We start from the raw sequence: 18,884 nt of genomic DNA, 5'->3' as shown, positions 1-18,884 counted from the left end.
TCGGCGGCGGTCCCGGTGCCCGCGGCGGCCCCGGACTCGGCACCGGCACCGGACTCGGTCTTTGCCTTGTTCTTGGTCTCAGTCTCGGCCTTGGTCCCGGACTCGGCCTTGGTCTTGGCCTTGGCCTTGGTCCCGGACTCGGCCTTGGTCGAGATCCTGGTCCGGGGGTCGGTCCGCGGATCGGCGGGGGCGTCGGCGCCCGTGACCGCCGCCGGCCCGGACGGCACGTCAGCCTTCTTCGCCGCCGCGGAAACTGGCGCCGCGTCGGCCACCTCGTCCTCGGCCACGGGCACGGCGTCAACCGGCGCCCCTGTACCGGGAACGGCATCGGCCGGCTCCTCGGCGCGCGGGTCGGCATCAGCCGGGGCGCCGGCACGCGGGTCGGCATCAGCCACATCCTCAGCACCGGGCACAGCGTCAGCCGGCTCCTCGGCGCGGGGCACGTCGTCAGCCGCACCCTCAGCACCGGACGCCGCTTCAGCCACACCCTTGGCAACAGCCCCGTCCTCAGGCTTCGCGTCGGCCGGACCCACGTCCGCCGCCGTGCCCGACGGCACTCCCGCCGCCGCCCCACCCGTGGGGTCCGCTGCGGAATCCCCCGGCCGGCTGCCCTTCGCGTCCGACCGGCTCCCGGGCTTGGCGTCCGACGTCGCGGCAGGCTTCGCGCCTGACCTCGCGCCTGACCTCGCACCTGACTTCGCGCCCGTCCTCGCTCCACCCGTGACGCCCGGCTTCGCGGTGCCCGGCCCTCGCTCGTCCGGCACCGTCGCCTCGGGCTCCTCGGCCTTGTCCCGCTGGGGCTTCCGCGACTGCTCCGCCTCCGACATGCGTCCCCTCTGCGATCCCTGGTATTCGCCCGCGCCTGCCGCTCCCGCGCGATGCGGTAACACGCCTTGGCAGAGCCATCATTGTCCCTCACTCCGGGACCGGCGTGTCTCCCGGGTCCGCCGTGCGTCTCGACGGGTCCGGAAGATCGGGACCACCCCACCCTGCCACTACTCGGGACCGCACCCGCCCCTGCCCTGGTCGCGGCCCTGCACGGCCGCCGACGGGACCTGCCCGACCGCCGACGGCACCTCCCCGGCCACGGGGAAGGATCAGAGGGGCACGATGTCGGGCGCCCCCAACCGCGCGGCGTCCGCCGTCAGATCGTCCGGCTGCCGCTGCGACTCACGCTCCGCCTCCACCCGCTTCTCGTAGTGCTCGACCTCCTTCTCGATCTGCTCCTTGTCCCAGCCCAGCACGGGCGCCATCAACTCGGCACACTCGCGCGCACTGCGTGTACCCCGGTCGAAGGTCTCTATGGAGATCCGGGTGCGCCGGGTCAGCACGTCGTCCAGATGGCGTGCGCCTTCATGCGATGCCGCGTACACGATCTCGGCCCGCAGATAGTCGTCCGCGGCTGCGAGCGGCGCCCCGAGCGTCGGATCGTCGGAGATGAGCGCGAGCACTTCCTCGGTCAACGTGCCGTACCGGTTGAGGAGATGCTCCACCCGCACCACATGCAGGCCCGTACGCGCCGCCATCCCCGCGCGGGCGTTCCACAGCGCCGTGTATCCCTCGGCGCCGACCAGCGGCACGTTCTCCGTGACACATGCGGCGACCCGCTGGTCGAGACCGTGCACCGCCTCGTCCACCGCGTCCTTCGCCATGACGCGGTACGTCGTGTACTTCCCGCCCGCGACGACGACCAGGCCGGGGACCGGGTGCGCCACCGTGTGCTCGCGGGAGAGCTTGCTCGTCGCGTCGGACTCACCGGCGAGCAGCGGGCGGAGCCCGGCGTACACCCCTTCCACGTCGTCCCGGGTGAGCGGGACCGCCAGCACCGAGTTCACGTGCTCCAGCAGATAGTCGATGTCCGCGCTGGACGCGGCGGGGTGGGCCTTGTCGAGGTCCCATTCGGTGTCCGTGGTTCCGACGATCCAGTGCCGGCCCCAGGGAATGACGAACAGCACCGACTTCTCTGTCTGCAGGATCAGGCCGGTCGAGGAGTGGATCCGGTCCTTGGGCACGACGAGATGGATGCCCTTGGAGGCACGCACATGGAACATGCCGCGCTCGCCGATCATCGCCTGGGTGTCGTCCGTCCACACACCGGTCGCATTCACGATCTGCTTGGCGCGGATCTCGTACTCCCCGCCGCCCTCGACGTCCTCCACCCGCGCTCCGACGACACGCTCGCCCTCACGGAGAAACCCGATGACCCTGGCGCGACTGGCGACATGAGCGCCGTACCGCGCGGCCGTGCGGACGAGGGTCATCACATAACGGGCGTCGTCCATCTGCGCGTCGTAGTACTGGATGGCCCCGATGAGGGCGTTCTTCTTCAGACAGGGTGCGACCTGAAGGGCGTGCCGCCGGGTCAGATGGCGGTGCGTGGGGAGCCCTCGCCCGTGTCCCGACGAGACCGACATGGCGTCGTACAGCGCGACGCCCGATCCGGCGTACAGCCGCTCCCAGCCCTTGTGCTGGAGGGGGTACAGAAAGGGCACCGGCTTCACCAGGTGCGGCGCCAGGCGCTCCAGCAGCAGGCCGCGCTCCTTCAGCGCCTCACGGACGAGCGCGAAGTCCAGCATCTCCAGATAGCGCAGTCCGCCGTGGATGAGCTTGCTGGACCTGCTCGACGTGCCCGACGCCCAGTCGCGCGCCTCGACCAGACCGGTGGACAGTCCTCTCGTCACGGCGTCCAGTGCGGTGCCGGCGCCCACGACGCCGCCACCCACCACCAGTACGTCCAGCTCCCGCTCGGCCATGCCGGCGAGTGCCAGAGTGCGCTCCTCGGGTCCCAGTGTCGCTGTCCTCACTGCGTGCCTCCCGTCGCCCCCGTGTCCCCCTGCGGTCGGGTCCACACCGTCGATTCTGTCCGCAGTCGCCGACTTCAGCCACCGACTGTGGATAACACTCGGGCAGCCACGAGCGCGCAATACCGCATAACGGTCATATTTACGCCTAGTCTGACATTGCGCCCGCCCGTTCTGCCCACAGGGCTTGCGCCCCCGCTCCCCTCCGGTTAAAGGGAAGGACGGCCAACGCCATGCCCGCAGATCTTGCTGTCATCGGACTCGGTCACTTCGGCCTGCCCCTCGCCCAGGCCGCCGTCGGTGCCGGCATCGAGACGATCGGCTACGACACCGACCCGCGGCATCTCATCGAACCGGCAGGAGGCTGCTCCCCCGCCGATGTCCGCCGGATGCTCTCCGCCGGGTTCAGGACGGTGACGGACCCGGCCGAGCTCGGCCGCGTACGCACCGCCGCTCTCTGCGTGCCCACGCCGCTCGGTCCGGACGGCAGCCTGGACCTCACGGCGCTCGGCGAGGCCGCCCGCACCCTGGCGGCACGCATGCGCCCGCACACCACCGTGGTGCTGGAATCGTCCGTCCAGCCCGGCACGACCGAGACCTTCCTGCGCCCCCTCCTCGAAGAGGGCTCCGGACTGCGGGCGGGCCGCGACTTCCACCTCGCCTACTCCCCCGGCCGCGTCGACCCGGGCAACCGCACCCACGGCTACGCCAACACCCCCAAGGTCATCGGCGGCCTCACCCCCGCCTGCACCGAGTCGGCCGCCGCCTTCTACGGACGCCTCACCGACAAGGTGGTCCGGGCCCGCGGCCCGCGCGAGGCGGAGACCGTGAAGGTGCTGGAGACGAACTTCCGGCACGTCAACATCGCCCTCGTCAACGAGATGGCGGTCCTCTGCCACGACCTCGGGGTCGACCTCTGGGACGTCATCCGCTGCGCCGAGACGAAGCCCTTCGGTTTCCAGGCCTTCCGCCCCGGCCCCGGCGTCGGCGGCCACGGTGTTGCCCTGGACCCCAGCTGTCTCCCGCTGAGCGGCCGCACCCCCGGCCATCCGCTGCGGATGGTCGGCCTCGCCCAGGAGATCAACACCCGGATGCCGCAGTACGTCATCCAGCGCTGCGCCACCCTGCTGAACGAGCACGGCAAATCGGCCCGCGGTGCGCGCGTCCTGCTCCTCGGCATCACCTACAAGCCCGATCTGGCCGATCTGGAGAGCTCCCCGGCCACCGAGATCGCCCGCCGCCTGATGGACCTGGGCGCCTCCGTCAGCTACCACGACCCCTACATCGCCGACTGGCGCGTCCACAACCAGCCGGTCCCCCGTGCGGACTCGCTCTACGAGGCGGCCGCCAATGCCGACCTGACCGTGCTGCTCCAGCATCACCGCACCTATGACCTCCAGGGCCTCGCCGTGAAGGCACAGCTCCTGCTGGACACCCGGGGCGCCACCCCGGCGGGCGCGGCCCACCGGCTCTGAGGACATAACCCGTCCGCGTCTGTCGGAGCGGGCTGCTACTGTCCGGATCTTGTCGCACGCTCGTGCGACGATCTGCATCCCTTGGGGGGACCCATATGAGCCAGCCTGTTCCGCCACCGTCCGGCAATCCCTTCGCCGACCAGGGCGTTCCCTTCGCGCCGGCCCCGCCGCCGGCCCCCGTCCGTGACAACGTCGCCCTCGGTCTGGTGACCGCAGTCGTCGTCGCCCTCGTCGCGGGCGGGATCTACGGCGGCATCGCCGGAGCCATCGAGCGGGAGATCGGCTGGGCCGCGATCGGCGTCGGCTTCATCACCGGCTTCGCGGCGGGCAAGGTGGGCGGGCGCAACCCCCTGCTCCCCGTCGTCAGCGTCGTCTGCTCGCTGGTGGCCGTCTACCTGGGTCAGCTCCTCGCCATCGCGGTGATCATGGCGGACCTGACGGGCGCGTCCGTGACCGAGGTCCTGTTCGACAACTTCTCCCAGGTGATGGACGTCTGGAACGAGAGCAAGGACGTCATGACCTTCCTCTTCTTCGGTCTGGCCGGATTCGCGGCCTTCTCCGGCGCCAAGAAGGCCGCGGAGTGACCTCCGTCCGCCTCAGCTCCCGCCGGAGCTGATCCGCGTACGCGGAAGGGGCCCGCACCACCCGGTGCGGGCCCCTTGCCGTACGTACCGTCCGCACCGGTCCGGTGCGAGCCGACCTCAGCGCTTGTGCTGGGAGTCCGCCACCGTGACCTCGACGCGCTGGAACTCCTTGAGCTCGCTGTAGCCCGTCGTCGCCATCGCGCGGCGCAGCGCACCGAAGAAGTTCATGGAACCGTCCGGGATGTGCGAGGGGCCGGTCAGGACCTCCTCCGTCGTCCCGACGATGCCCAGGTCCACCAGCTTGCCGCGCGGGACGTCCTCGTGGACGGCCTCCATGCCCCAGTGGTGTCCGCGACCGGGCGCGTCCGTCGCACGGGCGAGCGGCGAGCCGATCATCACCGCGTCCGCACCGCACGCGATCGCCTTCGGCAGGTCTCCGGACCAGCCCACACCGCCGTCGGCGATGACGTGGACGTAGCGGCCGCCGGACTCGTCCATGTAGTCACGACGGGCCGCGGCCACGTCGGCCACCGCGGTGGCCATCGGGACCTGGATGCCGAGCACGTTGCGCGTGGTGTGCGCGGCGCCGCCGCCGAAGCCGACCAGGACGCCCGCCGCGCCCGTACGCATCAGGTGCAGCGCCGCCGTGTAGGTGGCGCAACCGCCGACGATGACCGGGACGTCCAGCTCGTAGATGAACTGCTTCAGGTTCAGCGGCTCGGCGGCACCGGAGACGTGCTCGGCGGAAACCGTCGTGCCGCGGATGACGAAGATGTCGACGCCCGCGTCCACCACGGCCTTCGAGAACTGCGCGGTGCGCTGCGGCGAGAGCGCGGCGGCCGTCACGACGCCCGAGTCGCGGACCTCCTTGATGCGCTGCCCGATCAGCTCTTCCTTGATCGGCGCGGCGTAGATCTCCTGCAGACGGTTGGTCGCGGCGTCGGTCGGCAGCTCGGCGATCTCGTCGAGCAGCGGCTGCGGGTCCTCGTACCGGGTCCACAGGCCCTCGAGGTTCAGGACACCGAGGCCGCCCATCTCACCGATGCGGATCGCGGTCTGCGGGGAGACCACGGAGTCCATGGGAGCGGCCAGGAAGGGCAGCTCGAAGCGGTAGGCGTCGATCTGCCAGGCGATCGAGACCTCCTTCGGGTCCCGCGTGCGCCGGCTCGGTACGACGGCGATGTCATCGAACGCGTACGCCCGGCGGCCGCGCTTGCCGCGCCCGATCTCGATCTCAGTCACGTGTGTGGCCTTTCCCTCTACGTCTGCGCCTACCAGTATCCCCGACACATACGTGAGGGGCGGTCCCGGCAACCTCCGGGACCGCCCCTCACGACGCGGGGACTACTTCCTGCTGTAGTTCGGCGCCTCGACCGTCATCTGGATGTCGTGCGGGTGGCTCTCCTTGAGACCCGCCGAGGTGATGCGCACGAACCGGCCGTTCGTCTGGAGCTCCGGGACCGTCCTGCCGCCGACGTAGAACATCGACTGCCGCAGACCACCGGTCAGTTGGTGCACGACCGCGGAGAGCGGACCCCGGTAGGGCACCTGGCCCTCGATGCCCTCGGGAACCAGCTTCTCGTCGGAGGCGACGCCCTCCTGGAAGTAGCGGTCCTTGGAGAAGGAGCGCTGCTCGCCGCGGGACTGCATCGCACCGAGCGAGCCCATGCCGCGGTAGGACTTGAACTGCTTGCCGTTGATGAAGAGCAGCTCGCCCGGGGACTCCTCGCAGCCCGCGAGCAGCGATCCCAGCATGACCGTGTCGGCGCCCGCGACCAGCGCCTTCGCGATGTCGCCGGAGTACTGGAGGCCACCGTCGCCGATGACCGGGACACCGGCCGCCTTGGCGGCCAGCGAGGCCTCGTAGATCGCCGTGACCTGGGGAACGCCGATGCCGGCGACGACCCGGGTCGTACAGATGGAGCCGGGGCCCACGCCGACCTTGATGCCGTCGACACCGGCGTCGATCAGCGCTTGGGCGCCGTCACGTGTGGCGATGTTGCCGCCGATGACATCCACACCCGCGGCGTTCGACTTGATCTTGGCGACCATGTCGCCGACCAGCCGGGAGTGGCCGTGGGCGGTGTCGACGACGATGAAGTCGACGCCCGCCTCGATCAGCGCCTGGGCGCGCTCGTAGGCGTCGCCCGCGACACCGACGGCCGCGCCGACGAGCAGCCGGCCGTCCTTGTCCTTGGCGGCCATCGGGTACTTCTCGGCCTTGACGAAGTCCTTGACCGTGATCAGGCCCTTGAGCACACCGGCGTCGTCGACCAGCGGAAGCTTCTCGATCTTGTGGCGGCGCAGCAGCTCCATGGCGTCCACGCCGGAGATCCCGACCTTGCCCGTGACCAGCGGCATCGGGGTCATGACCTCGCGCACCTGGCGGCTGCGGTCCGACTCGAAGGCCATGTCACGGTTGGTGACGATGCCGAGCAGCTTGCCGCCGCGGTCGGTCACCGGCACACCGCTGATGCGGAACTTCGCGCACAGCTGGTCGGCCTCGCCGAGCGTCGCGTCCGGGTTCACCGTGATCGGGTCGGTGACCATGCCGGACTCGGAGCGCTTGACCAGGTCGACCTGGTTGGCCTGGTCGGCGATGGACAGATTGCGGTGCAGCACGCCGGCGCCGCCCTGGCGGGCCATCGCGATGGCCATGCGCGCCTCGGTGACCTTGTCCATCGCCGCGGACAGCAGCGGGATGTTCACCCGTACGTTCTTCGAGATGTACGAGGAGGTGTCGATCTGGTCGGGCGCCATGTCCGACGAGCCCGGCAGCAGCAGCACATCGTCGTAGGTCAGCCCGAGTGTCGCGAATTTCTCGGGCACTCCGTCGACGTTGGTCATGACACCTTCCCCAAATGGCCTTGATCGGTGCGGATGTCCATGCTAACGGGCTATGCACCCGTCTCATTCCACGATCAAGATCGGCCGGCAGCTTTGTTCCTTCGTACGTATACGTAGACCGTACGACTCACTGCTCGGCCAGTGCACGCAGCCTGCTCAGAGCCCGGTGCTGGGCGACCCGCACCGCGCCGGGTGACATGCCCAGCATCTGCCCCGTCTCCTCCGCGGTCAGACCGACCGCGACCCGCAGCACCAGCAGCTCGCGCTGGTTATCCGGGAGGTTGGCGAGGAGCTTCTTGGCCCATTCGGCGTCGTCGCTGAGCAGCGCGCGCTCCTCGGGGCCGAGGGAGTCGTCGGGGCGCTCCGGCATCTCGTCGGACGGTACGGCCGTCGATCCCGGGTGGCGCATGGCCGCCCGCTGCAGATCGGCGACCTTGTGGGTGGCGATGGCGAAGACGAAGGCCTCGAAGGGCCGCCCGGTGTCCTTGTACCGCGGCAGTGCCATCAGCACCGCGACACAGACCTCCTGCGCCAGGTCTTCGACGAAGTGACGCGCGTCTCCCGGCAGCCGGCTGAGCCGGGTGCGGCAGTAACGCAGCGCGAGGGGGTGAACGTGCGCGAGGAGATCGTGCGTGGCCTGCTCGTCTCCGTCGACGGCACGGTGAACGAGGGAACCGATGGCCCCCTGAGCGGTCACCGCCTCGTCGTCACGCATCGGTCCATGGTGCCTCGGCGGCTGAGCATCCGCGGCACCGCGTCCAATGTTGTGCACCGAAGCGTTATGAGCAGGTGCGCCGGAACTCATCGCCTGCGCCCTCCCCTTCCGCTCGACAGACTCGTTCCCAAGGAACTCCACATCTCAAGGATGCGGCATCGGGCGGGAAACGAATGCCCGCGGCCGTCCGATTCCCCGCCCACCGTACGGCGGGCGGGGTCCGTCGCGCCCCGGGGGCGACCCAGACGAGACGTCGCGGACACGACCTAGCGGACCAGGCCCCAGCGGAATCCGAGCGCAACGGCGTGCGCACGGTCCGAGGCGCCCAGCTTCTTGAAGAGCCGCCTGGCGTGCGTCTTCACCGTGTCCTCGGAGAGGAAGAGCTCCCGGCCGATCTCGGCATTCGACCGGCCGTGGCTCATGCCTTCGAGCACCTGGATCTCGCGTGCGGTGAGTGTGGGCGCGGCACCCATCTCGGCCGAACGCAGCCGGCGCGGGGCGAGCCGCCAGGTCGGGTCGGCGAGCGCCTGGGTGACCGTGGCCCGCAGTTCGGCGCGCGAGGCGTCCTTGTGCAGATAACCGCGGGCTCCCGCGGCGACCGCGAGCGCGACCCCGTCCAGATCCTCGGCGACGGTGAGCATGATGATCCGGGCGCCGGGGTCCGCGGACAGCAGCCTGCGGACCGTCTCGACGCCACCCAGACCGGGCATGCGTACGTCCATCAGAATCAGGTCCGAGCGGTCGGCCCCCCAGCGACGGAGGACTTCCTCGCCGTTGGCCGCGGTCGTCACGCGCTCGACGCCGGGCACGGTCGCGACCGCGCGGCGAAGCGCCTCTCGGGCAAGCGGGGAGTCGTCGCAGACGAGGACGGATGTCATGACCGTCCTCCGCAGCTGATGCGCGTCACCTTGAGCCTCCAGGCTGGGTACGTTTCGTCACCTGTGCGGTTGAACGCTCTCGGACATGTGCCCTAGCGCTTGTTCTTTCAACCGCCTCCGCACTACCAACGACGGTCACTCGAAAGAGTTACGGGTCGGACTGCCCACTTCAGCACTCTATGTGAGGGGCCGTACGCGACGCAGAGCAATGCAGGTCAACAGGTCTTCACCCGGAAGCTATGCCCCATTTAGCGGCTTTTCTTCACTTTCAGCAGTGTCTGTGGCTAGATTCGCAATGAGTCATATTTACATCTACTTACACAGTAGATGTACGGTCGTGGGGCATGGTGCGGGTGCCGGATACGGCTCGTATCCGCCGCTCGTGCGCGACCTGACCGACCTGACCTGTATCCGCTCAGCACGGTTTCAAGGGGCAAGCGCTATGGCAGATTTCTCCCGCCTTCCCGGACCCAACGCCGATCTGTGGGACTGGCAGCTCCTCGCGGCCTGCCGTGGGGTGGACAGCTCGCTCTTCTTCCATCCCGAGGGCGAGCGGGGCGCGGCACGCAGTGCACGAGAAAACTCGGCGAAAGAGGTCTGCATGAGGTGCCCGGTCCGCGCGGAGTGCGCGGCACACGCGCTGGCGGTGCGGGAGCCGTACGGCGTGTGGGGCGGACTGACCGAGGACGAACGCGAGGAACTCATGGGGCGGGCCCGGCACCGGCTGATCCCCGCAACGAGCGTCACGGGCTTGGGGAGAGGTTGACACCCGTTTGCCCCAACCGTTCGAAGAAACGTTCCTGCACTCACCCCTGCCCAGATCCGGGCAGGGGTGAGTCGCGTCTGCTGCCGAGACATGCAGAGGTGCGCAGAAGCGCGCAGTGGGCTGTCAGCGGGCCGCGGCGAGGGCCAGTCGGTCGAGCGTCGCCGAGACCGCGGGGACCTGGGCGAGGTCCGGGAGGGTGAGCGCGACGATCTCGCGCTCGACGGCGGGGACGACCGTGACCGTCCGCGCACCCTTGGGGCGTACGGACTCCAGCGCCAGCTCCGGCAGCACCGCGACGCCCAGACCCGCTCCGACCAGGCCGATCACCGCCGGGTAGTCATCGGTGGCGAAGTCGATCCGCGGGGTGAAGCCGGCCTTCTCGCACACCTCGACCAGCTGGCGGCGGCAGCGCGGGCAGCCCGCGATCCAGGGCTCCTCGGCGAGATCGGCGACGGTGACCGTGGCGGACGCGGCCAGCCGGTGGCCCTCCGGGACCAGGCCGACGAGCCGGTCCGTGAGCAGGGGCCGGACGACCAGGTCGTCCCACTCCGCCTCTCCGCCGTCGTAACGGAACGCCAGCGCCACGTCGCAGTCGCCCCCGCGCAGCATCTCCACCGACCGCGGCGGCTCCGCCTCGACGAGCGAGACCCGGGTGCCGGGGTGGGCCGCCCGCAGGGCGGCCAGCGCGGTGGGGACCAGTGTGGAGCTGCCGCTGGGGAAGGAGACCAGCCGCACCCGGCCCGCGCGCAGCCCGGCAATGGCGGCAATCTCCTCCTCGGCGGCGGTGAGACCCGCGAGGATGCCGGACGCGTGGCGCACGAGCGCCTCACCGGCCTGCGTCAGCCTCATCTCGCGGCCCGTACGGATCAGGAGCGGGGTGCCCGCCGACACCTCGAGGGCCTTCATCTGCTGGCTGACGGCTGGCTGGGTGCAGCCGAGTGAGCGGGCCGCGGCGGAGAAGGATCCGGTGGCGGCGACCGCGCGGAGCACTCGGAGATGGCGGGCTTCGATCACCCCACGAATATAAGGGGGCCTTGGAGATCGGGGCAATTATCGGCTGGATCGTTTGGGGAAGCCGGGGTTAGCGTGCAGACATGAAGGTTCTGACGGTCAATGTGGGCCGCGCCAAGGCGGTGGAGTACACCGACACCCCGGACGGTACGACGGGGATCGACAAGCAGCCCGCCGAGGGCGCCGTCATGGTCACGGACCCCGGGCCGAAGGGCCGCGGCGGCAGCGGCCTCGCCGGGGACACGATCTGCGACCTGCGCCATCACGGCGGGACGCATCAGGCGGTGTACGCCTTCGCCCGGGAGGATCTGGACTTCTGGGAGCGGGAGTTGGGCCACCCGATCCCGAACGGAGCCTTCGGCGAGAACCTCACCACGATCGGCCTCGACGTCAACAACGCGAAGATCGGGGAGCGTTGGCGGATCGGCGACTCCCTCGTGCTGGAGGTGACGAGCGGCCGTATCCCATGCCGCACGTTCGGCTCCTGGCTGGGCGAGAAGGGCTGGGTCAGGCGCTTCACGCGCCATGCCGCACCGGGTGCGTATCTGAGGGTCGTCGAGCCGGGTGAGATCCGGGCGGGTGATCCCGTCGAGATCGTGCACACCCCCGGGCACACGGTGACGGTGGGACTGGCGTTCCGCGCCGGGACCACCGAGCGGGCACTGCTGCCGGAGATCCTCGCCGCGGGCGACGCGCTCCACCCCGAACTGCTCGCGACAGCGCGTACGTATGTGGAGAAGTACGGCGCGTAGGAACGCTTCCGTGGATCGGGCGGGCACAGCGCGCGAGAGCCCGTCCCGCAGGCCGGGCGTGTACACGGCGCCGACACGCGGGGCACTAACGTGCCGCCTATGACGACTGCACTGATTACGGGAGCGACCGCGGGCATCGGTGCCGCGTTCGCGCGGCGGCTCGCCGCCGAGGGACACAACCTGGTGCTGGTGGCCCGTGACACCAAACGGCTGCAGGAGCACGCCACCGAGCTGCACGACCGGCACGGCATCGAGGCGGAGGTGCTGACCGCGGACCTGTCCGAGGAGGACGGGATCGCGGCCGTCGAGAAGCGGCTGGGCGACCGCAAGAACCCGGTGGATCTGCTGGTCAACAATGCCGGGTTCGGCAACAAGGGGCGCTTCCTGGAAGTGTCCATGGCCGACGAGCTGACGATGCTGAAGGTGCACTGCGAGGCGGTGCTCCGGCTCACGGCCGCGGCGACCGCGGTGATGCGCGACCGCGGGCGCGGCGGTGTGGTGAACGTGGCCTCGGTGGCGGCGTTCGTCCCCCGCGGGACCTACGGGGCGTCGAAGTCGTGGGTCGTGCAGTTCACGCAGGGCGCGGCACGGGACCTGGCGGGGTCGGGCGTACGGCTGATGGCGCTCTGCCCCGGATTCGTCCGCACCGAGTTCCACGAGCGCGCCGGCATGGGTACCGACAACATCCCGAACTGGATGTGGCTGGACGCCGACAAGGTGGTGGAGGCGGGACTCGCGGACCTGGCCCGCGGCAAGGCGGTCTCGATCCCGGACCCGCGCTACAAGGCGCTGATGGGAGTGGCGAAGCTGGCGCCGCGCAATCTGCTGGGCGGGGTGACGTCGAAGACGGGCCGCAAGTACGGACCGCAGTAAGCCGTACGCGCGAAGGTCGCCCGCGCGGCCGCGGTCGAAGGACCGCGGCCGCCGGCGCACGGCGGGCGGGCGCACCACCGGCGGGCCGTCACCTCCCGTCCGGGCCGGGCAGGGTGAGTGTGTGCCCTCCGCGCCGGGCAGCGTGGGCGGATGTCCGTCCCCCACCGGGCGGCCGGGCACATCCCGTCGTCCTCCCGGCCGCGTGAACAGATTCCGCGCCGGGCAGCGTGAGCAGATTCCGGCCAGGCACAAGGAGCAGGGTCCGACCATGCACCAGCGCACCGAGAAGCGTCCCGCCGTCCTCCTCGCCATGGGCCCGGGGATCGCGGACCGCCTGTTCACCGATCCCCTGCGGGCCCGGCTGGTGGCCCTCGCCGACACCGATCCGCATCTGGTCGCGCACGATCTGGCCGCCCCCACCCCCCGGGTCGCCTCCGCGCTCGCCACCGCCGACGTCCTGCTGACCTGCTGGGGCGCGCCCGTGCTCACCGCCGAGGTGCTCGACTCGGCGCCCCGGCTGCGTGCCGTCGTCCACGCGGCCGGCTCCGTCAAGCACCACATCACGGACGCCTGTTGGGAACGCGGCATCACCGTGGCCTCCGCCGCGTCCGCCAACGCGCTGCCCGTCGCCGAGTACACGCTCGCCGCCATCCTCTTCGCGGGCAAACGGGTGCTGCCATCGGCCCAGCGGTACGGCCGGCTGCGCGCCGCTCACGACTGGCGGGAGGAGCTGGCCGGAGCCGGTAACTTCCGCAGCACGGTCGGGATCGTCGGCGCGTCCCGCATCGGCCGCCGGGTGACCGAGCTGCTGCGCCCCTTCGATCTGGACGTATTGCTGTACGACCCGTACGTCAGCGCCGCCGAGGCCGAGGCGCTCGGTGCCGTGAAGACGGAGCTCGACGAGCTGTGCGCCGGCAGCTCCGTCGTCTCGGTCCACGCCCCGGAGCTGGCGAGTACTCGCCATATGATCGACGCCCGCCGGCTCGCGCTGATGCCGGACGGCGCAACACTGATCAACACCTCGCGCGGCTCGCTGGTCGACGAGGACGCGCTGCTGTGCGAACTGCTCCCGGGCCGACTGCACGCCGTACTCGACGTCACCGAGCCGGAGATCCCGCCCGCGGAATCCCCGCTCTACACCCTGCCGAACGTGCTGCTGACCCCGCATGTCGCGGGCTCGCTCGGCAACGAGCTGCACCGGATGACGGAACAGGCGCTCGACGAACTGGAGCGGTACGGCAAGGGCCTGCCGTTCGAGGATCCGGTTCACGCGCGGACGCTGGGCCACTCCGCGTAGGAGCCCGGGACCGGACTCGCCCCTCCCGGCAAGCGGAGCCTGTCTTTCCGTCCGGAGGCTGTCACATCCGGCCCGTTTCCCGCGTCATCCCTACGAGGACGACGACGGAGGATTCAGCGATGGATGACCAAGAGTTCCTGGCGGAGCGTTTCCACGCCGACCGGCCCCACCTCAAGGCGGTGGCCTATCGGATGCTCGGCTCACTGAGCGAGGCGGACGACGCCGTGCAGGAGGCCTGGTTCAGGCTCCACCGCTCCGACACGAGCGCGGTCGAGAATCTGAGCGGCTGGCTGACGACCGTGGTCGGCCGGGTCTGCCTCGACATGCTGCGCTCGCGCAGGTCCCGCCGCGAGGAGTCGCTGGACGTACGCGTTCCGGATCCGGTCGTGCAGCGGGAGGGCACGGTCGATCCCGAGCACGAGGTGCTGATGGCCGACTCGGTCGGGCTGGCGCTGCTCGTGGTGCTGGAGACCCTCGGGCCCGCGGAGCGGCTCGCCTTCGTGCTGCACGACATGTTCGCGCTGCCCTTCGAGGAGATCGCCCCGATTGTCGGCCGCACTCCGGCCGCGACCCGGCAGCTCGCGAGCCGGGCCCGCCGCCGGGTGCAGGGGACGACCTCCGTACCCGACGATCTGACCCGTCAGCGCGAGGTCGTCGACGCGTTCATCGCCGCTTCGCGCGGGGGCGACTTCGACGCGCTCGTGGCGCTGCTCGACCCGGAGGTGGTGCTGCGCGCGGATGCCGGGGCCCTGCCGACGATGCCGTCCCGCGAGGTGCGCGGTGCCCGACAGGTGGCAGGACAGGCGCTCACCTTCCAGAAGTTCTCGCAGTTCTCGCGGCGGGTGCTCGTCAACGGCGGTGCGGGAATCGTCACCGCGCCGGGCGGCCGGACGCTGTCGGTCATGGGCTTCACCATCACGGGCGGAAAGATCGTCGCGATCGACATCCTGGCCGATCCGGACCGGCTGAGCCGGCTCGATCTGACCTTCATCGGCGACTGAGCCGTACGCGCCGTCCGGCCCGGAAGCACCGACCCGTCTCGCCCGTCAGGCCCGGATGGCACCGCCCAACTCCCTCGTCGGGTCCGGAAAAACACCGAGCCCGGTGCCCCCGCGACGGGGACACCGGGCTCGGCGGGTGATGTCGGACGTCAGGCGTCAGACGTCAGTGGGAGTGGCCGTGACCGTGGCCGTGGCCCGCGTCGGACTCCTCCTCCGCCGGCTTCTCGACGACCAGGGTCTCGGTCGTGAGCAGCAGGGAGGCGATGGACGCGGCGTTCTCCAGGGCGGAGCGCGTGACCTTGACCGGGTCGATGACGCCGGCCTTCACCAGGTCGCCGTACTCGCCGGTCGCGGCGTTGAAGCCCTGGCCCTTGTCGAGCTCCGCCACCTTCGCGGTGATGACGTAGCCCTCGAGACCGGCGTTCTCGGCGATCCAGCGCAGCGGCTCGACAGCGGCGCGGCGGACGACGGCGACACCGGTGGCCTCGTCGCCCTCCTTGCCGAGGTTGCCGTCGAGGACCTTGACCGCGTGGACGAGCGCGGAGCCACCACCGGAGACGATGCCCTCCTCGACCGCGGCGCGGGTCGCGGAGATGGCGTCCTCCAGACGGTGCTTCTTCTCCTTGAGCTCCACCTCGGTGGCGGCGCCGACCTTGATCACGCACACGCCGCCGGCCAGCTTCGCGAGGCGCTCCTGGAGCTTCTCGCGGTCCCAGTCGGAGTCCGTGGACTCGATCTCGGCCTTGATCTGGTTGATACGGCCGGCGACGTCGTCCTGGTTGCCGCCACCGTCGACGATGGTGGTGTCGTCCTTCGTCACCGTCACGCGGCGCGCGCTGCCCAGCACGTCGAGACCGGCCTGGTCGAGCTTGAGGCCGACCTCCTCGGAGATGACGGTCGCGCCGGTGAGGCTCGCCATGTCCTGGAGCATCGCCTTGCGGCGGTCGCCGAAGCCCGGGGCCTTCACCGCGACGGCGTTGAAGGTGCCACGGATCTTGTTGACGACGAGGGTGGAGAGCGCCTCGCCCTCGACGTCCTCGGCGATGATCAGCAGCGGCCGGGAGCCACCCGCCTGGATGACCTTCTCCAGCAGCGGCAGCAGGTCCTGGATCGAGGCGACCTTGCCCTGGTTGATCAGGATGTACGGGTCGTCGAGGACGGCCTCCATACGCTCCTGGTCGGTCACCATGTACGGCGAGAGGTAGCCCTTGTCGAAGGCCATGCCCTCGGTGAACTCCAGCTCCAGGCCGAAGGTGTTGGACTCCTCGACGGTGATGACACCGTCCTTGCCGACCTTGTCCATCGCCTCGGCGATGAGCTCGCCGACCTGCTGGTCCTGCGCGGAGAGCGCGGCCACGGCGGCGATGTCGGCCTTGTCGTCGATCGGCCGGGCGGTCGCGAGGAGCTCCTCGGACACGGCCTTGACCGCGGCGTCGATGCCCTTCTTCAGGGCGGCCGGGGAGGCACCCGCGGCGACGTTGCGCAGGCCCTCGCGGACCAGCGCCTGGGCCAGCACGGTGGCGGTGGTGGTGCCGTCACCAGCAATGTCGTTGGTCTTGGTCGCCACCTCCTTCACCAGCTGGGCGCCCAGGTTCTCGTACGGGTCCTCGACCTCGACCTCGCGGGCGATGGTGACACCGTCGTTGGTGATGGTGGGTGCGCCGAACTTCTTGTCGATGACGACGTTGCGGCCGCGGGGGCCGATCGTCACCTTGACCGTGTCGGCAAGCTTGTTGACGCCGCGCTCGAGGGCGCGACGGGCGTCCTCGTCGAACTTCAGGATCTTCGCCATGGAGCGATTCAGCCCTCTCGGAAAGCTGGGGGTGAACGAACTGCGCCCCCGGTCGCCCGGCCCTCTCGGGGTCGCGCGGGCCGGGGGCGCAGCTCACAAGCACAAACTATGTGGTGAATTACTTCTCGATGATCGCGAGCACGTCGCGGGCCGAGAGGACGAGGTACTCCTCGCCGTTGTACTTCACCTCGGTGCCGCCGTACTTGCTGTACAGAACGACATCGCCGGTCTTAACGTCGAGCGGCAGGCGCTCGCCGTTCTCGAAGCGACCCGGGCCCACGGCGAGGACGACGCCCTCCTGGGGCTTCTCCTTCGCGGTGTCCGGGATGACCAGGCCGGAGGCCGTGGTCTGCTCGGCGTCGAGCGGCTGGACCACAATGCGGTCCTCGAGCGGCTTGATGGCAACCTTGGAGCTGGCGGTCGTCACGATCCGACCTCCCCCTTCGGAGATCTCACGGGGTTAACTGAGCAGAGGTGGCGACCAGGTCGATCCGTCGTCGCGGGTGCCGGACCTGCCTGTCGCTGTGTTGGCACTCTCCGGTGGGGAGTGCCAGTGCCGAGACTATGACTGCGATTAGCACTCGGTCAAGCGGAGTGCCAATTCACCACCCTGCGGCGGGTCGTTCCGCTCGTCTGGGGGAAACGCACGGGCGGGGCGCGGCGTTCCCAGGGGCCGGGCGCGCCGGGGGCCGACCCCAAGGACTGCGCGGCGCGTCACGGGCCGCCGGGCGCGGCTGCGCGCCGACGGTCCGGCCAGGCTTCGTGCGTACGGCCCGGCGCGGCGTCGTACGCGCGGTGCGGGCGATGGGCGCGATGGGTGCCATGGGCGCGATGGACCCGGTGGATACGGCCCAGCAGCCGGGTCGCCGGTTCGGCGAGACCCGGAGCGTCGAGACCCTGCGGGCGGACGCGGCCGTCGGCGGCGCGCGACGGTCCCGGGAGTGCGTCCACACGGCGTACCGCCGGCGCCGCGGGCCCGGGGGCGACCTTCTCGACCGCCCTGCGGCCGAGCCGTTCGAGCGGGTCGACGGCCGCCGGGGCACAGCCGACGCAGAAGAGCAGCGCACCGGCCACGACCACCGTCGCGGCCGACGGCCGGAGCGCCCGGCTCATACGTAGTCCTCCAGCTTGGCCACGGCGTACCCCTTGTCGGTCACCGTCTTCATGACCTTGCGGATCAGGTCGGGCATGCTGCCCTTCCACTCGTCACTGCCGCGGAAGTGGGTGAGGATGATGTCGCCCGGGTGCAGGTCCCGGTCCCACTCGCGCCACTCCATGTGGTCGGGGAACGCCTCGGCTGCCCACAGCGGCACGGCCTTGACGCCGCACGAGCGCGCGGCCCGCAGGGTGTCCCGGTTGTAGTTGCCGTACGGCGGCCGGAAGAGCGGCGGCCGCTTCCCGTACCGCTTCTCGAGCTTGTCCTGCTGGTCGCAGATCTCCCGCTTCTGCGCCGCGTAGGAAAGGCCGGGCAGGTAGCGGTGATTGAGGGTGTGGTTGTGCAGGGAGACCCCGCGGTCCTGCATCCGCTGGAAGTAGGCGTAGTTGTCGTTGATCACGTAGTCGCTGAGGAAAGCGCTGTACGGAATCCGCAGATCGCTCATCATCCGCAGCAGGTCGGGGTCCTTCTCCGCGCCGTCGTCGATCGTCAGGAAGACGACCTTCTCCTTGACCGGCACGGTCGTGAAGACGGGCGGCATCGACTCCTGCCCCTCGACCTCGAAGCCCTTGCGGGTGGTGATCTTCGGCTTGACGGCGGGCGGCGGGGGCGCGGCCAGCGGGGTACGGGCGAGGCCCCACTTCTTGGCGGCGGCGGCCCGGGCCGTCTGGTCGCGCTTGATCCGGGCCGCGCGGGCGGCGAGGGCACCGGACGCGCCGGCTTCCTTCCCGGCCTCGGGACCACGGTCGGCCTTCGGGCCGCCGGCCCCGTCCGTGGACTCGGCCGCGCAGGCGGAACCGAGGAGGGCGACAAGCAGGGCGGCCGCGACGGCACGGCGCTGGGCCCGGCCGCGACGCGATCGGGTGAGTTTTGCTGGCATGTTTCCGTTTTGTCCGACTAGCTGCATGGCGCTGGATCCTGTCAGCACGGATCCCC

At 70.4% G+C, this 18,884-nt stretch carries 17 protein-coding genes; 7 read left to right on the top strand and 10 right to left on the bottom strand.

Going from position 1 to position 18,884, the window contains the following annotated elements:
• Nucleotides 1-1,097: 1,097 nt before the first annotated feature.
• Nucleotides 1,098-2,804 (bottom strand): glycerol-3-phosphate dehydrogenase/oxidase, encoded by a 1,707-nt coding sequence (locus tag ACQPWZ_RS21955; protein WP_340474830.1) that lies wholly within the window; start codon nt 2,802-2,804, stop codon nt 1,098-1,100.
• Between the two features lie 230 nt (nt 2,805-3,034).
• Here ACQPWZ_RS21955 and ACQPWZ_RS21950 point away from each other — a divergent pair, with 230 nt between their 5' ends.
• Complete coding sequence (locus tag ACQPWZ_RS21950) at nt 3,035-4,276, top strand: nucleotide sugar dehydrogenase (protein ID WP_433572184.1); 1,242 nt, start codon at nt 3,035-3,037, stop codon at nt 4,274-4,276.
• Between the two features lie 95 nt (nt 4,277-4,371).
• Entirely contained in the window at nt 4,372-4,860 is a 489-nt protein-coding gene (locus ACQPWZ_RS21945; protein WP_340474827.1) for a hypothetical protein, read from the top strand.
• A gap of 117 nt (nt 4,861-4,977) precedes the next feature.
• Here ACQPWZ_RS21945 and ACQPWZ_RS21940 read toward each other — a convergent pair whose 3' ends face one another.
• From ACQPWZ_RS21940 to ACQPWZ_RS21925, 4 genes are all read right to left on the bottom strand, one after another.
• Nucleotides 4,978-6,102, bottom strand: a complete 1,125-nt coding sequence (locus ACQPWZ_RS21940) for a GuaB3 family IMP dehydrogenase-related protein (RefSeq protein ID WP_313944631.1) — start codon at nt 6,100-6,102, stop codon at nt 4,978-4,980.
• 102 nt (nt 6,103-6,204) lie between these two features.
• Nucleotides 6,205-7,707, bottom strand: coding sequence for an IMP dehydrogenase (guaB, locus tag ACQPWZ_RS21935; protein WP_340474826.1), 1,503 nt, complete (start codon nt 7,705-7,707; stop codon nt 6,205-6,207).
• Between the two features lie 127 nt (nt 7,708-7,834).
• Nucleotides 7,835-8,422: a sigma-70 family RNA polymerase sigma factor gene (locus tag ACQPWZ_RS21930; RefSeq protein WP_313944633.1), complete on the bottom strand. Its 588-nt coding sequence runs from the start codon at nt 8,420-8,422 to the stop codon at nt 7,835-7,837.
• Nucleotides 8,423-8,688: 266 nt separating this feature from the next.
• Complete coding sequence (locus ACQPWZ_RS21925) at nt 8,689-9,300, bottom strand: response regulator transcription factor (RefSeq protein ID WP_003948568.1); 612 nt, start codon at nt 9,298-9,300, stop codon at nt 8,689-8,691.
• 442 nt (nt 9,301-9,742) lie between these two features.
• Between ACQPWZ_RS21925 and ACQPWZ_RS21920 the strand changes: the two genes are divergently transcribed.
• Nucleotides 9,743-10,066: a WhiB family transcriptional regulator gene (locus ACQPWZ_RS21920; RefSeq protein WP_340474825.1), complete on the top strand. Its 324-nt coding sequence runs from the start codon at nt 9,743-9,745 to the stop codon at nt 10,064-10,066.
• Nucleotides 10,067-10,189: 123 nt separating this feature from the next.
• Here ACQPWZ_RS21920 and ACQPWZ_RS21915 read toward each other — a convergent pair whose 3' ends face one another.
• Complete coding sequence (locus ACQPWZ_RS21915) at nt 10,190-11,080, bottom strand: LysR family transcriptional regulator (RefSeq protein WP_340474824.1); 891 nt, start codon at nt 11,078-11,080, stop codon at nt 10,190-10,192.
• Between the two features lie 80 nt (nt 11,081-11,160).
• Here ACQPWZ_RS21915 and ACQPWZ_RS21910 point away from each other — a divergent pair, with 80 nt between their 5' ends.
• The 4 genes from ACQPWZ_RS21910 (at nt 11,161) to sigJ (ending at nt 15,000) form a co-directional block, all read left to right on the top strand.
• A complete protein-coding gene (locus tag ACQPWZ_RS21910) occupies nt 11,161-11,829 on the top strand; it encodes an MOSC domain-containing protein (RefSeq protein ID WP_356701116.1) in 669 nt (222 codons plus the stop codon).
• A 99-nt stretch (nt 11,830-11,928) separates the two neighbouring features.
• A complete protein-coding gene (locus ACQPWZ_RS21905) occupies nt 11,929-12,702 on the top strand; it encodes an SDR family NAD(P)-dependent oxidoreductase (protein ID WP_340474822.1) in 774 nt (257 codons plus the stop codon).
• 268 nt (nt 12,703-12,970) lie between these two features.
• Entirely contained in the window at nt 12,971-13,999 is a 1,029-nt protein-coding gene (locus tag ACQPWZ_RS21900) for a hydroxyacid dehydrogenase (RefSeq protein WP_433572183.1), read from the top strand.
• Between the two features lie 119 nt (nt 14,000-14,118).
• Entirely contained in the window at nt 14,119-15,000 is an 882-nt protein-coding gene (gene sigJ / locus ACQPWZ_RS21895) for an RNA polymerase sigma factor SigJ (RefSeq protein WP_356701112.1), read from the top strand.
• A 163-nt stretch (nt 15,001-15,163) separates the two neighbouring features.
• On the opposite strand, the gene groL is transcribed toward sigJ, so the two are convergent.
• The 4 genes from groL to ACQPWZ_RS21875 form a co-directional block, all read right to left on the bottom strand.
• On the bottom strand, nt 15,164-16,792 hold the full coding sequence (gene groL / locus ACQPWZ_RS21890; RefSeq protein WP_340474819.1) for a chaperonin GroEL: 1,629 nt from the start codon (nt 16,790-16,792) through the stop codon (nt 15,164-15,166).
• A gap of 118 nt (nt 16,793-16,910) precedes the next feature.
• Nucleotides 16,911-17,219, bottom strand: coding sequence for a co-chaperone GroES (gene groES / locus ACQPWZ_RS21885; RefSeq protein WP_003948573.1), 309 nt, complete (start codon nt 17,217-17,219; stop codon nt 16,911-16,913).
• Nucleotides 17,220-17,506: 287 nt separating this feature from the next.
• The gene (locus ACQPWZ_RS21880; protein WP_433572182.1) at nt 17,507-17,905 is read right to left on the bottom strand and encodes a hypothetical protein; all 399 of its coding nucleotides are present in this window, start codon (nt 17,903-17,905) and stop codon (nt 17,507-17,509) included.
• Complete coding sequence (locus ACQPWZ_RS21875) at nt 17,902-18,828, bottom strand: polysaccharide deacetylase family protein (RefSeq protein WP_433572181.1); 927 nt, start codon at nt 18,826-18,828, stop codon at nt 17,902-17,904. The genes ACQPWZ_RS21880 and ACQPWZ_RS21875 overlap by 4 nt, the downstream gene beginning before the upstream one ends.
• Nucleotides 18,829-18,884: the final 56 nt, after the last annotated feature.

It is taken from the genome of Streptomyces sp. CA-251247 (assembly GCF_050952975.1).
Taxonomy (GTDB): Bacteria; Actinomycetota; Actinomycetes; order Streptomycetales; family Streptomycetaceae; genus Streptomyces; species Streptomyces achmelvichensis.
Note: the sequence above shows the minus strand (reverse complement) of the source record. Positions and strands in the feature narration are given on the sequence as shown.

Coding starts and splice junctions, on each gene's coding strand:
- ACQPWZ_RS21950 (WP_433572184.1), top strand. CDS start 3,035: ATGCCCGCAGATCTTGCTGTCATCGGACTCGGTCACTTCGGCCTGCCC.
- ACQPWZ_RS21945 (WP_340474827.1), top strand. CDS start 4,372: ATGAGCCAGCCTGTTCCGCCACCGTCCGGCAATCCCTTCGCCGACCAG.
- guaB (WP_340474826.1), bottom strand. CDS start 7,707: ATGACCAACGTCGACGGAGTGCCCGAGAAATTCGCGACACTCGGGCTG.
- ACQPWZ_RS21930 (WP_313944633.1), bottom strand. CDS start 8,422: ATGCGTGACGACGAGGCGGTGACCGCTCAGGGGGCCATCGGTTCCCTC.
- ACQPWZ_RS21925 (WP_003948568.1), bottom strand. CDS start 9,300: ATGACATCCGTCCTCGTCTGCGACGACTCCCCGCTTGCCCGAGAGGCG.
- ACQPWZ_RS21920 (WP_340474825.1), top strand. CDS start 9,743: ATGGCAGATTTCTCCCGCCTTCCCGGACCCAACGCCGATCTGTGGGAC.
- ACQPWZ_RS21910 (WP_356701116.1), top strand. CDS start 11,161: ATGAAGGTTCTGACGGTCAATGTGGGCCGCGCCAAGGCGGTGGAGTAC.
- ACQPWZ_RS21905 (WP_340474822.1), top strand. CDS start 11,929: ATGACGACTGCACTGATTACGGGAGCGACCGCGGGCATCGGTGCCGCG.
- ACQPWZ_RS21900 (WP_433572183.1), top strand. CDS start 12,971: ATGCACCAGCGCACCGAGAAGCGTCCCGCCGTCCTCCTCGCCATGGGC.
- sigJ (WP_356701112.1), top strand. CDS start 14,119: ATGGATGACCAAGAGTTCCTGGCGGAGCGTTTCCACGCCGACCGGCCC.
- groL (WP_340474819.1), bottom strand. CDS start 16,792: ATGGCGAAGATCCTGAAGTTCGACGAGGACGCCCGTCGCGCCCTCGAG.
- ACQPWZ_RS21880 (WP_433572182.1), bottom strand. CDS start 17,905: ATGAGCCGGGCGCTCCGGCCGTCGGCCGCGACGGTGGTCGTGGCCGGT.
- ACQPWZ_RS21875 (WP_433572181.1), bottom strand. CDS start 18,828: ATGCCAGCAAAACTCACCCGATCGCGTCGCGGCCGGGCCCAGCGCCGT.